The organism is Streptomyces sp. PsTaAH-137 (genome assembly GCF_003259365.1).
In the GTDB taxonomy this organism is placed as follows: Bacteria; Actinomycetota; Actinomycetes; order Streptomycetales; family Streptomycetaceae; genus Streptomyces.
On record NZ_QLLY01000031.1, the window covers coordinates 16,479 to 33,576 of the forward strand.

Below are 17,098 nucleotides of genomic sequence, written 5' to 3' on the forward strand. Positions count from 1 at the left end.
CAGGGCCCCGGCCCTCCTGTCCGGGAGGAGGAGAACCGGGGCGGTCGCGGAGCGCTACGCGGCGGACCGGAACCGGCTGGTCCGGTGCACCGGATCCGTGTCGATCTTGGGAATGACGTGCTCCCCGATGAGCTTGATCGAGTTCAGCGTGTCCTCGTGCGAGATCCCGATCGGCAGCCCGAAGGAGAGCTGGTCGGCCCCGGCCTGCTCCCAGCGCTTGCACTGCCGGAGCACCTCGTCCGGGTCACCGCAGATCATCAGCTCCTCGGCGATGAGCAGCTCGATGATCTCGCGGTTGTACTCGGGGAGGACCTCGGGCCAGGCGGGGATGCCCTCGGGCCGCGGGAAGGTGTCGTGGTACCGGAAGACCAGCGACTGAAGGTAGTTGAGCCCGCCGCCGACCGCGATGTCGACGGCCTTGTCATGGGTCTCGGCGCAGATGGCCGTCGAGGTCACCATGACGTTGTCGTTGACGAAGTCGCCGATGGGGTCCGGGTCCTGGATGGCGGTCTTGTACTGCTCCAGCACCCACTCCATGTCCGAGACCTTCTGGACGCTGAAGCCGAGCACGCCGAGCCCCTTTTTGGCGGCCATCGCGTAACTGGGCGGGGACCCGGCCGCGTACCACATGGCGGGGTGGGACTTGCCGTGCGGCTTGGGGAAGATCTTGCGCGGCGGCAGCGACCAGTGCTTGCCCTGGAACCCGACGTACTCGTCCTGGAGCCACATCTTCGGGAACTCGGCGATGGTCTCTTCCCAGATCTCCTTGGTGTAGTTCATGTCCGTCACACCAGGGATGAACCCGAGGATCTCGTGGCTGCCGGCCCCGCGCCCGCTGCCGAACTCGAACCGCCCCTCGCTGAGGTGGTCCATCATGGCGACCTTCTCGGCGACCTTGACCGGGTGGTTCACCTGGGCCAGCGGGTTGAAGATGCCGGAGCCGAGGTGGATCCGGTCGGTGGCGTGCGCCAGGTACCCGAGGAACACGTCGTTCGCCGAGAGGTGCGAGTACTCCTCCAGGAAGTGGTGCTCGGACGCCCAGGCGTACTTGAAGCCGGACTTGTCCGCCTGGATGACGTACTCGGTCTCGTTCATGAGCGCGCGGTGCTCGGCGGTGGGGTCGGTCAGCGCCTGCTTGCCCACGTATCCCTGTACAAAGAGCCCGAATTCCAAGGAGGTTCACCGTCCTCGTCAGTTTCTGACGATCCGTCAGATTGGATGGGATGACTGTTCCACTGCGACGAGTGACCGTCAATACCTGACGCCTCGTCAGCTAAGTGGGTGTCCGCTAGAGAATGCTGACCCCGGCGAGCCACCCGCCGTCGACGACGAACGGCTGCCCGGTGATGTACGCGGAGTCCTCCTCGGCGGTGAGGAACAGCGCCATCCGCGCGACTTCCTCGGGCCTGCCGACCCGGCCGAGCGGCACGAGCTTGCGGTACAGCTCGTCGAGCGCCTCGGTGCCGGCCTGGATGTCGCCGCCCGGGTCGAGCTGGGCGGGGTTGCTCATCGCGGTGTCGATGGCGCCCGGGCAGACGGCGTTGACCCGGATCCTCTTCGCGGCCAGCTCCAGGGCGGCGACGCGGGTCAGCCCGACGATCGCGTGCTTGCTGGCGGCGTACGCGCCGACCAGCGCCATGCCCGTGACGCCGGTGAACGACGACGTGTTCACGATCGACCCGCCGCCCGCCTCGGCGATCACGGGGGCGACGGTCTTGATGCCGAGAAAGGCGCCGACCTGGTTGACGTTCACGATCTGCTGGAACTCCTCCAGCGGGGTGCTGGTCAGCTCGTTGAACCGCAATATGCCCGCGTTGTTGACGAGCCCGTCGACCTTCCCGAAGGCGTCCTTGGCGGCACGCACGGCGGCGCCCCAGTCCTCCTCGCTACTGACGTCGAGGTGGACGAAATGACCCCCGATCTCCTTGGCGACGGCCTCCCCCTGATCATCGAGGACATCCGCGAGGACGACCTTGGCTCCCTCGGCGGCGAACAGCCGCGCCTCCTGCTCGCCCTGCCCGCGCGCCGCACCCGTGATGAGAACGACGCGCCCGTCCAGCTTGCCCATGCCCTGTGCTCCTCAGTTGAGTTGGGGTGCGACGCCGTCCACGAAGGCGGCGATCTGGTCGACGAGTTCGGTCCGCCCGCGGCTGCGGAAGCGCACCTGGATCTGGTGCACGCCCATCGCCGCGTACGCGCGCAGCGACTCGGCCAGTTCGCCGGGCGGGCCGGTGAGGGTGCGGCGCCCGACGTGCCAGGAGGGCTCGCCGATGTACAGCGGCTCGGCAATGGCCCCGACGGTCAGGGGCGCCTCGATCCCGGCGTCGGCGCGCAGCCGCCGGATGGTCCGGATCTTCTCGGCCAGCTGCTCCCGCGGGTCGCCCTGCGGCAGCCATCCGTCGCCCTTGAGCGCGGCGCGGCGCATGGCCGGTGCCGAGGACCCGCCGACCCATACGGGTACGTGCGCCTGAGCGGGCCTGGGCTTCTGCCCCAGCCCCTCGAACTGGAACAACTCCCCTTTATAGGAGGGGAACTCCTCCTGGGTGAGCGCCGACTTCAGCGCGTCGACGGTCTCGTCGAGCACGGCCCCGCGCCGCGCGAAGTCGACCCCGAGCGCCTCGAACTCCTCCTGTACGTGGCCGGCCCCGACCCCGAGGATCAGGCGGCCGCCGCTGAGGTGGTCCAGGGTCGCGTAACTCTTGGCGGAGAGCAGGGGGTGCCGCAGCGCGACGACGGCGACATGGCTGAGCAGCCGCGCCCGCTCCGTGACCCCGGCCAGGTAGGAGAGGGTGGCGACGGGGTCGTACCAGGTCGTCGACATGGCGTCGGCGAGGCGGCGCGGGATGCCGACGTGGTCGCACACCGCGATGTAGTCGAAGCCTCCGCGGTCGGCGGCCCGCGCGATCTCCACCAGGTCGGCGACGCCCGCCCCGGCCTCCCACTTCTCGGCGTACATGGTGCTCTGGGACTGAATGGGAAGCTGAATCCCATAAGCAAGCCGCGCCATACCCGACCCCCTTCGCTAGATCTGACGCCCCGTCACTTAGCTGCCCCCATCCTCATACCTGACACACCGTCAGACAAGGCCCCGAACACACGACTCGACCGCGGACGCGTCACGCCTGGGCCGCGCAGTCCCCCGCGCCCGTGGGTTGACGATCACCTGACCCCCGGTGGCCGCTTCTCGCGCAGTTCCCCGCACCCCTGGGTCGTCGATCACCTGCGGGCCGGTGGGGCTTCTCGCGCAGTTCCCCGCACCCCTGGGTCGCACTTCGTCCACCGGCCGACGGGGCTTCCCGCGCAGTTCCCCGCGCCCCTGGGTCGTCGATCACCTGCGGGCCGGTGGGGCTTCTCGCGCAGTTCCCCGCGCCCCTGAGGCAGGCGCTGCGCGCCGCCTCCCCTTGAGGCTGCGCTCCGCGCGCCTCCCGATAGGGGAGCGGGGCACACCCCTCTGGCGGGGCGGCGGGGGCGCACCTCTCCTGATGGGGCGGCGGTGGCGCGCCTCCCGTCCAGACAGCGGCGGCGCGCCTCTCCGATGAGATGCCGCACGAAGTGCGCATCTCAGGGGCGCGGGGAACTGCGCGACCAGCCACGACGGCGGCGCACCCGAAAAACCACCCAGGGGCGCGGGGAACTGCGCGGGAAGCCCCACCGGCCCGCGCCCGACGAACAACCCAGGGGCGCGGGGAACTGCGCAAACAACCCCGGGCCACCCCAGCCCCGGTCAGATCAAGGCGTCGAGGGCCCCCAGAGGCCGTCCGGAGTCAGCCCGAGGAGGTCGATGGCGTTGCCCCGGACGATGCGCTCGACCACATCGGGCGCCAGATGCCCCATCTGCGCCTCCCCCACCTCCCGAGACTTCGGCCACGTCGAATCGGAGTGCGGATAGTCGGTCTCGTACAGGACATTGGCGACCCCGATCGAGTCCAGATTCCGCAGCCCGAAGGCATCGTCGAAGAAGCACCCGTACACATGCTCCGCGAAATACTCACTCGGCGGCTTGCGCACCTTGTCGGCAACCCCGCCCCACCCCCGGTTCTCCTCCCACACCACATCGGCCCGCTCCAGGATGTACGGAATCCACCCGATCTGCCCTTCGGCGTACATGATCCTGAGGTTCGGGAACCGCTCGAACTTCCCGCTCATCAGCCAGTCGACCATCGAGAAACAGCAGTTGGCGAAGGTGATGGTGGACCCGACGGCGGGCGGCGCGTCGGGCGAGGTCGACGGCATCTTGCTGCTGGAACCGATGTGCATGGCGATGACGGTCCCGGTCTCGTCGCAGGCGGCGAGGAACGGATCCCACTCGTCACCGTGGATGGACGGCAGCCCGAGATGTGGCGGAATCTCGGAGAAGGCCACAGCGCGCACCCCGCGCGCGGCATTGCGCCGCACCTCGGCGGCGGCCAGCTCGGCGTCCCAGAGCGGGACGAGGGTGAGCGGTATGAGCCGCCCGGCGGCAGCCGGCCCGCACCACTCGTCCACCATCCAGTCGTTGTAGGCGCGCACCCCGAGCAGCCCCAGCTCCCGGTCCTTGGCCTCGGTGAAGGTCTGCCCGCAGAAGCGCGGGAAGGTGGGGAAGCAGAGCGCGGACTGGACGTGGTTGACGTCCATGTCGGCGAGGCGGGCGGGAACGTCGAAGGACCCCGGGCGCATCTGCTCGTAGGTGATGACCTCCAGCTTGATCTCGTCGCGGTCGTAGCCGACGGCGGTGTCGAGCCGGGTGAGGGGCCGGTGCAGATCCTCGTACACCCACCAGTCACCGATCGGCCCGTCGTCCCCGGGTCGCCCCATGACGGGCGCGAACTTCCCGCCCAGAAAGGTCATTTCCTTCAGCGGCGCGCGGACGATGCGCGGCCCCACGTCGGCGAACTTCTTCGGCAGCCGGTCGGACCACACGGTGGGCGGCTCGACGGTGTGGTCGTCGACGGAGATGATGAGCGGCAAGTCGGTTGATTCCGGGGCACTTTGGGTGTTTGCGGTCTCGGTGGTCTCCATGGATTCACGGTAGCGCCGATCTGACGACCCGTCAGCTAGCTGACGACCGACGGATTTGTGCGGATGGTGAGGGTCGTACGCGTGAGATGTCTGTGATGACAGTCTCCCGCGGCTGACGTATCTGCCATGAACAAGGCAAACTGACGGAGTTGCCTCGGGGGGCGTGCCGACGACGGCGCGCCGCCTGGACAGCGAGGGCAGAAACGCCGGAGCGACACCGGCGCGGAGTACGGGACGAACAGGTGCTGGTGGGGCGGCAGGGGGGCAGCGACGATGGACGGTGGACCGCGGGTTCCGGAGCAGCGACGGTCCGGCACGCCTGAGGACGCCGTGTCCGCCGTGCCCGGATCCGGCCTGCGCTTCAGCGTCCTCGGCCCGGTCCACGCCTGGCGCGGCGCCGAACCGCTGGCGCCCGGCTCCCCGCAGCAGCGCGCACTGCTCGCCGCCCTGCTGCTGCGCGACGGCCGCACCGCCACGGCGTCCGAGCTGATCGACGCGCTCTGGGGCGAGGACCCGCCCTCACAGGCCCTCGCCGCGCTGCGCACCTACGCGTCCCGGCTGCGCAAGATCCTCGACCCGGACGTGCTCGTCAGCGAGTCCGGCGGCTATGCGATCCGGCTGCCCCGGCGCGACGCCCTGGACCTGGCGGTCGCCGAGGAGCTGGCGGCGGACGCCGAGAAGGCCCGCCAGTCCGGCGACCTGTGCCAGGCGCGCGCCCTGCTGCGCAAGACCCTCGGCCTGTGGGACGGCGAACCGCTCGCCGGTGTCCCCGGACCGTACGCGGAGACCCAGCGCGCCCGTCTGGAGGAGTGGCGCCTGCAACTCCTGGAGTTCTGCCTCGACATGGACCTGGAGCAGGGCTGCCACGCGGAGGCGGTCTCCGAACTCACCGCCCTCACCGCGGCCCACCCGCTGCGCGAGCGGCTGCGCGAACTGCTGATGCTGGCGCTGTACCGCAGCGGCCGGCAGGCGGAGGCGCTCGCCGTGTACGCGGACACCCGCCGCCTGCTCGCCGACGAGCTGGGCGTGGACCCGCGCCCCGGCCTGTCCGAGCTCCAGCAGCGCATCCTGCGCGCCGACCCCGGCCTCGCCGAGCCCTCGGCGCCGCCCGCGGAACCCCCCGCGGTCCCGGTCCGCCCGGCCCAACTACCGGCGACCGTACCCGACTTCACCGGACGCGCCGACTTCGTCCGCGAGCTGAGCGACGCGCTGTCCGCCGCCTCCTCGGAGACCGGCGCGGGCGGCGTGATGGCCGTCTCCGCGGTGGCCGGCATCGGCGGCGTCGGCAAGACGACGCTGGCGGTGCACGTGGCCCACGCGGCCCGGTCCGCCTTCCCCGACGGCCAGTTGTACGTGGACCTCCAGGGCGCGGGCCCGCACGCGGCCGAGCCGGAGGCGGTCCTCGGCTCGTTCCTGCGGGCGCTCGGCACCGCCGACTCCGCGATCCCCGACTCCCCGGACGAGCGGGCGGCGCTGTACCGCTCGACGCTCGACGGCCGCCGCGTCCTGGTCCTCCTCGACAACGCCCGGGACGCCGCCCAGGTCCGCCCCCTGCTCCCCGGCACCGAGGGCTGCGCCGCGCTGATCACCGGCCGGGTCCGGATGGTCGGCCTGGCCGGCGCCCACCTCGTGGACCTGGACGTCATGTCCCCCGAGGAGGCCCTCCAGCTGTTCACCCGCATCGTCGGCGAGGAGCGGGTCGCCGCCGAGCGCGAGGCCGCCCTCGACGTGGTGGCGGCCTGCGGCTTCCTGCCGCTCGCCATCCGGATCGCCGCCTCCCGCCTCGCCGCCCGCCGCACCTGGACGGTCTCGGTCCTCGCGGCGAAGCTCGCCGACGGCCGGCGCCGCCTCGACGAGCTCCAGGCCGGCGACCTCGCCGTGAAGGCCACCTTCGAGCTGGGCTACGGCCAGCTGGAGCCCGCGCAGGCCCGCGCGTTCCGCCTCCTGGGCCTCGCAGACGGCCCGGACATCTCCCTCTCGGCGGCCGCGGCCACGCTCGACCTGGACCCCGACGAGGCCGAGGACCTGCTGGAGCAGCTGGTCGACATGTCCCTGCTGGAATCGGCGGCGCCCGGCCGCTACCGGTACCACGATCTCGTACGGCTCTACGCGCGTGCGTGCGCCGAGCGCGACGAGGACCCCGGCACCGGCCGGGACGCCGCGCTCTCCCGGCTCCTGGACTTCTACCTCTCCACCGTCTCCGGGGTCTACCTGATCGACCGCCCCGGCGACCGCCTCGTGGACCACCTCACCCCGTCCGCGTACCCGGGCCTGGCCTTCGAGAGCCGACGCGCCGCGCAGGACTGGCTGTACGCCGAGGCCGTCAGCCTCCTCGCCTGCGTACGCCAGTCGGCGCGGCCCGGGACCCTGCGCCGCGCCGTCGACACCCTGTGGGCGGCCATCGACCTGGCCGAGTCCGGGGCCAACTCCAAGGAGTACGAGGCCGTCGCCGCCCTCCTGCGCGACGCCGCGCAGGAACACGGAGCGCTCCACGTGGAGGCCCGCGCGCTCACCGCGCTGGCCTTCGTGCACCACATCTCCGGAAGCCGCTTCGACGTGGCGCTCCAAGAGGCCCAGCGGGCAGCCGAGTTGGCAGCCACGGCCAACGACCCGCTGACCGGCTGCTGGGCCTCCAACATCAGCGGGGTCGTCTCCCTCTACCAGAGCCGCAACCAGGAGGGCGAGGCCCACTTCACCCGCGCGATCGCCGACTTCCGCGCCCTCGGCGACCGGCCGGGCGAGGCCAGCGCCCTGTGCAACCTCTCCCGTATCCACCTCGCGGCCGACCGCACCGACCGGGCCGTCGCCCTCGCCCGGCAGGGCACCGCGATGTACGACGAGATGGGGCACGACCTGAAGGGCGCCAACGGCCGCTACGCGCTCGGGCTCGCCCTCACCCAGAGCGGCCGGCTCACCGAGGCCGCCGACTGCCTCCAGCAGGCCCTGGGCGTCTTCCGGGACAGCCGGCAGCGGCTGTGGGAGGGCATGACCCTGTTCCGGCTCGCCGAGGTCGACATCGCCGCGGGCCGGCCCGGGCAGGCCGCCGCCCACTCCGAGACCGCGCTGACACTGCTGCGCGGGATCGGCGGCGACTGGCGGCGGGGCAATGTCCTCACCGTGCTCGGCCGGGCCCTCGACAGCATCGGCCAGCTCGACCGCGCCCAGGTCTGCTGGCGCGAGGCGCTGGACATCTTCCGGTCCCTCGACGCCCCCGAAGCCGCCCAGGTCAGCGCGCTGCTCGCGCCGACCGCCGCCTGAACGGGCCTGCTGACAGGGCTCGTTCATCGTTCGTTTATCGCGGCCCGGCACTCTTCCACATATGCCGGGCCGTCGCGTCGGGGGCAGACGGAACGGCGAACGGCCGGGACCTTAGGGTGATCCGGCCCGCGAGATCCGTCCGGCCGCCCACGGGGGAGCTGCCGGGCGGATCTCGCTCTTCACAGCGCAAGCAGTCCGTACCTTCTGCAGGGGAGCAGGAAGATGACCGACAAGACCGAGAACGTCCACGCGAACGACGAGCCCACGGGCGACGCCACCACGGACAACGTCCACGCCACCGGCGAGCCCACCGTCGCGCCCCTGAACGTGCATGCCACCAGCGAGCCGCTGAAGGCCACCGCCAAGTCCACCACCGGCGACGCCACCACGGACAACGTCCACGCCACGGACGAGCCCGTCTAGAACCTTCTGCCCACACGGGGATCGGCCGCGGCGGCGCGGAGGGGGAGCCGCCGCGGCCGAGTCATGCCCGGCCCCGGCCGAGTGTTTCCCCGCGCTCTGGGGCCGTTCTCCACCCGCGGCCCGGTGGGGCTTCTCGCGCAGTTCCCCGCGCCCCTGAGATGCGCACTTCGTGCGGCATCTCATCGATGAGGCTGCGCGGAGCGCATGCCTCAGGGGCGCGGGGAACTGCGCGAGAAGCGGCCACCGGCCGTCAGCCGACGTACCACCCAGGGGCGCGGGGAACTGCGCGACCAGCCACGACGCAGCGCGCACCCGACAACGAACCCCCGCCACCCCAACACCCGTCACCCCAACACCCGCGACTCCACCACCGGCAACCCCTTCTCCCACCAGTGATCAAACCGCCGATAAGCCGCGACATCCCGCCCCACCAGCAGCGCGCAAACCCCCCGAGCCTCCCCCCGAAGCACTCCCCACTCCCCCTCCGTGAGCGCCCGGAAAGCAGAAACCTCGACCCCATCCCCCTCCGGCGCCATCCGCCACACCCCGGCGACAAACCCGTCCACGAGCACCGTGGGCAACACATCCCCGTTCACCCGCGTCACCACCTTCCGGTACGCGCCCGGCAGCACCCGCCCCCGATCCGCGTACGCCAGCAACACGCTGTCCCACATGCCCAGCAACCGAGGCGGCGCCGCCACCCCCTCCCCGGGCAGCACCCCGCCGGGAACGTCGTACAGCACCTCACCCCCGGGCCCCTCCAGCTCCACCAGATCGGCGCCGAGCGCCTCCCGCACCCGCCCCTTCTGCACGAGCCCGAACTGCGCGATGTCCGCCACGGACGCGGGCCCGAACCCCGCGAGATAGCGCCGCACCAGCACCCACATCCCCTCCGCCACGGCCCCCGGATCCGCCAGCTCGGGCCGCCGCTCCGCCCCCGCGGCGACAAAGAGCTGCCGCCCCGCCGAGACGTACCCCCAGGGCGCGTCCGCCACCGGCGCGTGCCACAGCGGCGCCCACTGCCGCAGCATCCGCCACGCGGGCCGCGCCACCTCCGGCGCGATGCCCCCACCGCGCCCGGCCAGCCACTCCCCCAACTCCCCCGCCCCGCGCGGCACACCGGCCAGCTCAAGAAGCTCCGGCAGCAGCCGCGCCGCGTCCGACTCCGTGAGCCCCGACGCCGTGAACCGCCGGTCCCGCAGCCGCGCACCCCGTACGGTCGGCTCCACGGCGGCCCGCAGCGCCGGATAGTCGTCGACGTGCACCGCGTGCAGCGTGATCCGCATCAGCGTCGACTTCACCACCCGGAAAGCGGCGAACGCGGCGTCCAGCTCCTCGGCCCGGAACCCCGCCACCCGGTTCCACAGCGCCACATACGGTGAAGCGGGCTGCTGCGCCTGGAGCGCCACAACCCGCCGTACCGCGTCCTCGACCCCGATGTCCGCCCGCTCCAGCAGCAACTGCCGTGCGAGAGTGGCCCGGTTGAGGGCGAGAGCACTGATCGTCATGCCGGGCATTGTCACCCGGCGGGCACCGGTCCTACAGCTTCCGCGCCACCTCGGTCGCCCAGTACGTGAGAATCATGCTCGCGCCCGCGCGCTTGATCCCGGTCAGCGACTCCATGATCGCCTGGTCCCGGTCGATCCAGCCGCGCTGCGCCGCCGCCTCGATCATCGCGTACTCACCACTGATCTGGTACGCGGCGACCGGCACGTCCGACGCCTCTGCGACCTTCGCCAGGATGTCCAGGTAGGGCCCGGCCGGCTTGACCATCACCATGTCGGCGCCCTCCTCCAGGTCGAGCGCCAGCTCCCGCAGCGACTCCCGGGCGTTGGCCGGGTCCTGCTGGTACGTCTTGCGGTCGCCCTGGAGCGACGACGCCACGGCCTCGCGGAACGGGCCGAAGAAGGCGGAGGAGTACTTCACCGAGTACGCGAGCACGCCCACGTCCTCGCGCCCGATCTGGTCCAACGCGTCGCGGATGACGCCGATCTGACCGTCCATCATGCCGCTCGGGCCGACCACGTGCGCGCCCGCGTCGGCCTGCACCTGCGCCATCTCGGCGTACCGCTCAAGGGTCGCGTCGTTGTCGACCCGGCCCTGCTCGTCGAGGACGCCGCAGTGCCCGTGGTCGGTGAACTCGTCCAGGCACAGGTCGGACATGACGATGAGGTCGTCGCCCACCTCGGCCCGCACATCGCGCAGCGCGACCTGGAGAATCCCGTCGGCGTCGGTGCCGACGGTGCCCGCCGCGTCCTTCTTCTCGTCCAGCGGCACACCGAACAGCATGATCGCGGAGACGCCCGCCTCGACGGCCTCGGCCGCCGCCTTCTTCAGGGAGTCACGGGTGTGCTGGTACACGCCCGGCATCGAACCGATCTCCTGCGGCGCGTCGATCCCCTCGCGCACGAACGCGGGCAGGATCAGGTCGGCCGGATGCAGCCGGTTCTCGGCGACCATGCGCCGCATCACGGGAGTCGTCCGCAGCCGCCGGGGCCGGGAACCGGGGAAAGAGCCGTACCGAGTCACTGCACTGTCACCTCGTACCTACACGTACTTCTACGTACCAACACGTACTCATGAAAACGAAGCGGGGCGGGCCCCCGGCACAGCACCGGGAAACCCGCCCCTCACCTCTGTCCTACGGCGCCGCGCGGCGCCTGCGCGCCCCCGGCCTCCGCTCGCTCGGCCGGGTCACCGGGTCACCGGCCTCGATGGCGGCGAGCCGGCGCCGGGCACCGAAGTCGGCCAGCGCGGCGGCCAGCTTGGTGACGGACGGCTCGGGAGCCATCACGTCCACCCGCAGCCCGTGCTCCTCGGCCGTCTTGGCGGTGGCCGGACCGATGCAGGCGATGACCGTCACGTTGTGCGGCTTGCCCGCGATACCCACCAGGTTCCGCACGGTGGACGACGACGTGAACAGCACCGCGTCGAAGCCACCGCCCTTGATCGCCTCACGCGTCTCGGCGGGGGGCGGCGAGGCGCGCACGGTCCGGTACGCGGTGACGTCGTCGACCTCCCAGCCCAGCTCGATCAGACCGGCGACCAGCGTCTCGGTCGCGATGTCGGCGCGCGGCAGGAAGACCCGGTCGATCGGGTCGAAGACCGGGTCGTACGGCGGCCAGTCCTCCAGGAGACCGGCGGCCGACTGCTCACCGCTGGGCACCAGGTCGGGCTTCACGCCGAACGCGATCAGCGCGTTCGCCGTCTGCTCGCCGACTGCGGCGACCTTGATCCCGGCGAAGGCGCGGGCGTCGAGCCCGTACTCCTCGAACTTCTCGCGTACGGCCTTCACGGCGTTGACCGACGTGAAGGCGATCCACTCGTAGCGGCCGGTGACCAGGCCCTTGACCGCGCGCTCCATCTGCTGCGGGGTGCGCGGCGGCTCGACGGCGATCGTCGGGACCTCGTGCGGCACCGCGCCGTAGGAGCGGAGCTGGTCGGAGAGCGACGCCGCCTGCTCCTTGGTCCGGGGCACGAGCACCCGCCAGCCGAACAGCGGCTTCGACTCGAACCAGGACAGCTGGTCGCGCTGGGCGGTGGCACTGCGCTCCCCGACCACGGCTATCACCGGCCGGTTGCCCTCCGGCGACGGCAGCACCTTGGCCTGCTTGAAGGTCTGCGCGATGGTGCCGAGCGTGGCGGACCACGTCTTCTGCCGCGTCGTCGTCCCCGCGACCGTCACCGACAGCGGGGTGTCGGGCTTGCGGCCCGCGGCGACCAGCTCACCGGCGGCCGCGGCCACCGAGTCGAGCGTCGTCGACACCACGACCGTGCAGTCGGACGCGCCGACCTCGGTCCAGCAGCGGTCCGAGGCGGTACGGGCGTCCACGAACCGGACGTCGGTGCCCTCGGCGTCCCGCAGCGGCACACCGGCGTACGCGGGCACACCCACGGCCGCGGCGATGCCCGGGACGACCTCGAAGCCGATGCCCTGCGCGGCGCACGCGAGCATCTCCTCGGCCGCGTACGTGTCGAGCCCGGGGTCCCCCGTGACCGCACGCACGACCCGCTTGCCGCCCCGCGCGGCCTCCATGACAAGATTGGCCCAGTCCCTCAGAGCCGGGACCGCGACGGCAGTTGACGCCTCGTCAGCGAGGCCCGTCTGCGCCGGCGCGCCCGTCGAGTCGAGGACGGTCACGCCTGCCCTGGCATGCGTACGCACGACGTCGAGCACTTCGGGCTCGGCGATCAGCACATCCGCTCGGGTCAGGGCTTCCACGGCCCGTAGGGTCAGCAGTCCTGGATCACCGGGACCGGCACCCAGGAAGGTGACGTGCCCAGGTGCACAGGCGGTCGATTCAGCGGTGGTGGGGCTCAAAGTGCTCGCTCCCCCATCAGACCGGCCGCACCCTTGGCCAGCATCTCGGCGGCGAGTTCCCGCCCGAGCGCCAGCGCCTCGTCCTCCGACGAGGGCACGGGACCGGTGGTGGTCAGCTGCACCAGCTCGGAGCCGTCGGTGGTGCCGACGACGCCGCGCAGGCGCATTTCCTTGGCAATCTGCCCGTCGGCCAGCAGGTCGGCCAGCGCACCCACAGGTGCGCTGCAGCCGGCCTCCAGGGCGGCGAGCAGGGACCGCTCGGCGGTCACGGCGGCCCGGGTGAACGGGTCGTCGAGTTCTCCGAGCGCGGCGACGAGTTCACCGTTGTTCACGGTGCACTCGACTGCCAGAGCCCCCTGTCCGGGGGCGGGCAGGACGATGTCGGTGGAGAGGAAGTCGCTGACCTCCGCGCTCCGACCGATGCGGTTGAGCCCGGCGGCCGCCAGCACGACGGCGTCCAGCTCACCCTTCTCGACGTAACCGATGCGGGTGTCGATGTTCCCGCGGATCGGCACGGTCTCGATGCGCATGCCGTGGCTGCGTGCGTACGCGTTCAGCTGCGCCATCCGGCGCGGCGAACCGGTGCCCACGCGCGCCCCGGCCGGCAGCTCGGTGAACGTCAGGCCGTCCCGGGCTATGAGCACGTCGCGCGGGTCCTCGCGCTGCGGCAGCGCCGCCAGCACAAGACCCTCGGGCTGCGCGGTCGGCAGGTCCTTGAGCGAGTGCACGGCGAAGTCCACCTCACCGCGCTCCAGCGCGTCGCGCAGCGCCGTCACGAAGACGCCGGTGCCGCCGATCTGCGCGAGGTGCTCACGGGACGTGTCGCCGTACGTCGTGATCTCGACCAGCTCGACCTCGCGGCCGGTCAACTGCCGTACGGCTTCGGCTACATGCCCCGACTGGGACATGGCGAGCTTGCTGCGCCGGGTGCCCAGCCGCAGTGCCCTCTCGGCGGTCATGCCGGGCCTCGATTCTTGCCTGCCGTGCCGGTTGCGGATTCACGGTCTTGGGGGGTTGCCCGGGAGACGGAGTCGACCGTCTCCTGGTCCAGGTCGAAAAGGGTGCGCAGCGCGTCCGCGTACCCGGCGCCACCGGGCTCGGCCGCGAGCTGCTTGACCCGCACGGTCGGTGCGTGGAGGAGCTTGTCCACCACGCGCCGCACGGTCTGGGTGATCTCCGCGCGCTGCTTGCCGTCGAGGCCGGGCAGCCGCCCGTCGAGCCGCGCGATCTCACTGGCCACGACGTCCGCGGCCATGGTGCGCAGCGCGATGACCGTCGGCGTGATGGTCGCCGCGCGCTGCGCGGCGCCGAACGCGGTGACCTCCTCGGCCACCAGCGCCCGCACCTGGTCCACGTCGGCCGCCATGGGGGCGTCGGCCGAGGCGTCGGCGAGCGACTCGATGTCGACGAGGCGGACCCCGTCGATGCGGTGCGCGGCGGCATCAATGTCCCGCGGCATCGCCAGGTCGAGCAGGGCCAGGGCGACATCGCGCACGGGCCCGGGAGTCCGCTCGCGCCGCATCTCCGGTACGCGGCCCACGGCGGCCAGCGCCGCGATGGCGTCCGCCTCCGAGGCCTCGGGGGCCTGCGTCCGGCGGCCCGGAGCGTTGTCCACCCAGGCGCCGTGCTGCTCCAGCTCGGCGGCGTCGAACCCGGCGACGGCGGCCTCGCCCTCGACGGAGAACCCGCCGCGGACCACCTCGACCGGACAGGCGTCGGGGCCGGCCTTGCCGCTGCCGGACGTCGTGGGGGCGGGCACCTCGGCGCCCGCGGTGGGGGTGCGTCCGGCGACGGCCGCGCGCACCGCGTCGGCGGTCAGCACCAGGCCGGTGGCGCCGGTGCAGGAGATGGCGACGTCGGCACGTGTCAGTTCGTCCGCCACCGCGCTCATCGCGACGGCCCGGGCGGCGGCCCCGCCCTCCTGGAGGATCTCGACGAGCCGGTCGGCCCGCTCGGCGGTGCGGTTGGCGACGACGACCTCGGCGACCCCTGCCCGCGCGAGCGTGGCGGCGGCCAGCGAGGACATCGACCCGGCGCCGATGACCAGGGCGCGCTTCCCGGCCGCCCAGTCCTCCACCGGCCGCGCCAGCGCGAGCTGTTCGAGGCCGAAGGTGACGAGCGACTGACCGGCGCGGTCGATGCCGGTCTCCGAGTGGGCCCGCTTGCCGACCCGCAGCGCCTGCTGGAAGAGATCGTTGAGGAGCTTGCCCGCGGAGTGCAGCTCCTGGGCGCGCGCCAGGGTGTCCTTGATCTGGCCGAGGATCTGGCCCTCGCCCACGACCATCGAGTCGAGCCCGCACGCCACCGAGAACAGGTGGTGCACCGCCCGGTCCTCGTAGTGCACGTACAGATAGGGAGTGAGCTCGTCGAGCCCCACACCGCTGTGCTGCGCGAGCAGCGTCGACAGCTCGGCGACACCGGCGTGGAACTTGTCCACGTCCGCGTACAGCTCGATGCGGTTGCAGGTGGCGAGCACCGCGGCCTCGGCGGCCGGTTCGGCGGCGAGGGTGTCCTGGAGCAGCTTGGCCTGGGTGTCCGCGTGCAGCGCGGCCCGCTCCAGAACGCTGACCGGGGCGCTGCGGTGGCTCAGTCCGACGACGAGGAGGCTCATGCCGGCATCACGGCGGGCACGTCCCCGTCGGGTCCCTTGCGGTTCTTCTCGGCCGACTGCGCGGCGGGCTTGGTGACCTTGGCGGCCGGGCCCTCGACGCCGACGGCGCCCTCGGCGGGGCTCTCCCCGTCGGCGGCGCCCTCGCCGGCCTTGCGCTGCTCGTGGAAGGCGAGGATCTGCAGCTCGATGGAGAGGTCGACCTTGCGCACGTCGACGCCGTCCGGCACGGACAGCACGGTGGGCGCGAAGTTCAGGATGGAGGTGACACCGGCGGCGACCAGGCGGTCGCAGACCTGCTGCGCGGCACCGGCCGGGGTCGCGATGACGCCGATGGAGACGCCGTTGTCGTCGATGATCTTCTCGAGCTCGTCGGTGTGCCGCACGGCCATCCCGGCGACCGGCTTTCCGGCCATCGCGGGGTCGGCGTCTATCAGCGCGGCGACCCGGAACCCACGGGAGGCGAACCCGCCGTAATTGGCCAGCGCCGCACCGAGGTTACCGATACCGACGATCACAACCGGCCAGTCCTGGGTGAGGCCCAGTTCGCGGGAGATCTGGTACACGAGATACTCGACGTCGTAGCCGACACCACGGGTCCCGTACGAACCGAGGTACGAGAAATCCTTGCGCAGCTTCGCGGAGTTGACCCCCGCCGCGGCCGCGAGCTCCTCGGAGGAGACCGTGGGTACCGAGCGCTCCGACAGTGCGGTCAGCGCGCGGAGGTACAGCGGAAGCCTGGCGACGGTGGCCTCGGGAATTCCTCGGCTGCGGGTCGCCGGTCGGTGAGTTCGGCCAGTTGCCACGGTGCTCCTGCGGGTAGAGCGGGGCTGCAGGCGGCCGTTCGTTCCCAGACCGCCCCGTCGAATGCAGGCTATGTCTTTGTGAACGCGTGCACAAAGATGGTGTCCGATTTGCCCGGCCAACGTGACCGGGGTCACGCGCCCCCCGCGCGCTCTGGTGGAACCGGCGCGCAGGCAGCTTCGTTGCTTACCTGATGGGGGCAAAACCGCACACACTCCTTACGATCCACGCCCCCGAGACCAAAACCGCCCTCGATCCTAAGCGACTTTTCAGCCTGTTTGGACTCGTCGGTCAGTGACGTGTGCGACGACTGTGCGGCCCCTCATCCCGTGAGCGCCCGCCGCAGCCGCTCCTCCTTCACGCGCCAGAAGTCGTGCTGCGCCCCGTCCACGAGGACGACCGGGATCTGCTCCCAGTACAAGCGGTGCAGTTCCGCGTCCTCGGTGATGTCCTTCTTCTCCCAGGACGCTCCGACCTCGGCGCAGACCTTCTCGATCACCTCCTGTGCGTCGTCGCACAGATGGCACCCGGGCTTCCCGATCAGCGTGACCACCCGGTCGGCTGGATTCTTCTTCTCGCTCCGGCGAAAGATGGGACTCATACCGGCCATTCTGGCCCCACCTCCGGACCCCTCACGACGCCTGGATTTCACAGAGCGACAGCTTCCCGAAATCCGCTCGACTCCG

Annotated in this window: 13 protein-coding genes; 2 read left to right on the top strand and 11 right to left on the bottom strand. The window is 71.7% G+C overall.

The window, feature by feature from the left end:
• Positions 1 to 54: 54 nt before the first annotated feature.
• The 4 genes from K377_RS39190 to K377_RS39205 form a co-directional block, all read right to left on the bottom strand.
• Entirely contained in the window at positions 55 to 1,173 is a 1,119-nt protein-coding gene (locus tag K377_RS39190) for an LLM class flavin-dependent oxidoreductase (RefSeq protein ID WP_111668432.1), read from the bottom strand.
• Between the two features lie 115 nt (positions 1,174 to 1,288).
• Entirely contained in the window at positions 1,289 to 2,068 is a 780-nt protein-coding gene (locus K377_RS39195; RefSeq protein WP_111668433.1) for an SDR family NAD(P)-dependent oxidoreductase, read from the bottom strand.
• Positions 2,069 to 2,080: 12 nt separating this feature from the next.
• Entirely contained in the window at positions 2,081 to 3,007 is a 927-nt protein-coding gene (locus K377_RS39200) for an LLM class F420-dependent oxidoreductase (protein WP_111668434.1), read from the bottom strand.
• Between the two features lie 722 nt (positions 3,008 to 3,729).
• Entirely contained in the window at positions 3,730 to 4,998 is a 1,269-nt protein-coding gene (locus K377_RS39205; RefSeq protein WP_111668435.1) for an amidohydrolase family protein, read from the bottom strand.
• Between the two features lie 273 nt (positions 4,999 to 5,271).
• Between K377_RS39205 and K377_RS39210 the strand changes: the two genes are divergently transcribed.
• Positions 5,272 to 8,256, top strand: coding sequence for an AfsR/SARP family transcriptional regulator (locus K377_RS39210; RefSeq protein ID WP_111668436.1), 2,985 nt, complete (start codon positions 5,272 to 5,274; stop codon positions 8,254 to 8,256).
• A gap of 222 nt (positions 8,257 to 8,478) precedes the next feature.
• Entirely contained in the window at positions 8,479 to 8,679 is a 201-nt protein-coding gene (locus K377_RS39215; RefSeq protein WP_111668437.1) for a hypothetical protein, read from the top strand.
• Positions 8,680 to 9,023: 344 nt separating this feature from the next.
• Here K377_RS39215 and K377_RS39225 read toward each other — a convergent pair whose 3' ends face one another.
• From K377_RS39225 to K377_RS39255, 7 genes are all read right to left on the bottom strand, one after another.
• Positions 9,024 to 10,187, bottom strand: a complete 1,164-nt coding sequence (locus tag K377_RS39225; protein WP_111668453.1) for a winged helix DNA-binding domain-containing protein — start codon at positions 10,185 to 10,187, stop codon at positions 9,024 to 9,026.
• 31 nt (positions 10,188 to 10,218) lie between these two features.
• Positions 10,219 to 11,208, bottom strand: coding sequence for a porphobilinogen synthase (gene hemB, locus K377_RS39230; protein WP_111668439.1), 990 nt, complete (start codon positions 11,206 to 11,208; stop codon positions 10,219 to 10,221).
• 112 nt (positions 11,209 to 11,320) lie between these two features.
• The gene (locus K377_RS39235) at positions 11,321 to 13,000 is read right to left on the bottom strand and encodes a uroporphyrinogen-III synthase (protein ID WP_111668440.1); all 1,680 of its coding nucleotides are present in this window, start codon (positions 12,998 to 13,000) and stop codon (positions 11,321 to 11,323) included.
• Positions 12,997 to 13,959 carry a hydroxymethylbilane synthase gene (gene hemC, locus K377_RS39240; protein WP_111668441.1) on the bottom strand — a complete coding sequence of 321 codons (963 nt, stop codon included), beginning with the start codon at positions 13,957 to 13,959 and terminating at the stop codon, positions 12,997 to 12,999. The genes K377_RS39235 and hemC overlap by 4 nt, the downstream gene beginning before the upstream one ends.
• A complete protein-coding gene (locus tag K377_RS39245) occupies positions 13,956 to 15,611 on the bottom strand; it encodes a glutamyl-tRNA reductase (RefSeq protein ID WP_111668442.1) in 1,656 nt (551 codons plus the stop codon). Before K377_RS39245 ends, hemC begins: the two co-directional genes overlap by 4 nt.
• Complete coding sequence (locus K377_RS39250) at positions 15,608 to 16,414, bottom strand: redox-sensing transcriptional repressor Rex (protein WP_111668443.1); 807 nt, start codon at positions 16,412 to 16,414, stop codon at positions 15,608 to 15,610. The genes K377_RS39245 and K377_RS39250 overlap by 4 nt, the downstream gene beginning before the upstream one ends.
• A gap of 320 nt (positions 16,415 to 16,734) precedes the next feature.
• Positions 16,735 to 17,022 carry a glutaredoxin family protein gene (locus K377_RS39255; protein ID WP_375606001.1) on the bottom strand — a complete coding sequence of 96 codons (288 nt, stop codon included), beginning with the start codon at positions 17,020 to 17,022 and terminating at the stop codon, positions 16,735 to 16,737.
• Between the last annotated feature and the right edge of the window lie 76 nt (positions 17,023 to 17,098).

Bases quoted from the DNA above. Each gene is read 5' to 3' on its own strand.
- K377_RS39195 (WP_111668433.1), bottom strand. From the start codon at position 2,068: ATGGGCAAGCTGGACGGGCGCGTCGTTCTCATCACGGGTGCGGCGCGC.
- K377_RS39200 (WP_111668434.1), bottom strand. From the start codon at position 3,007: ATGGCGCGGCTTGCTTATGGGATTCAGCTTCCCATTCAGTCCCAGAGC.
- K377_RS39205 (WP_111668435.1), bottom strand. From the start codon at position 4,998: ATGGAGACCACCGAGACCGCAAACACCCAAAGTGCCCCGGAATCAACC.
- K377_RS39210 (WP_111668436.1), top strand. From the start codon at position 5,272: ATGGACGGTGGACCGCGGGTTCCGGAGCAGCGACGGTCCGGCACGCCT.
- K377_RS39215 (WP_111668437.1), top strand. From the start codon at position 8,479: ATGACCGACAAGACCGAGAACGTCCACGCGAACGACGAGCCCACGGGC.
- K377_RS39225 (WP_111668453.1), bottom strand. From the start codon at position 10,187: ATGACGATCAGTGCTCTCGCCCTCAACCGGGCCACTCTCGCACGGCAG.
- hemC (WP_111668441.1), bottom strand. From the start codon at position 13,959: ATGACCGCCGAGAGGGCACTGCGGCTGGGCACCCGGCGCAGCAAGCTC.
- K377_RS39245 (WP_111668442.1), bottom strand. From the start codon at position 15,611: ATGAGCCTCCTCGTCGTCGGACTGAGCCACCGCAGCGCCCCGGTCAGC.
- K377_RS39255 (WP_375606001.1), bottom strand. From the start codon at position 17,022: ATGGCCGGTATGAGTCCCATCTTTCGCCGGAGCGAGAAGAAGAATCCA.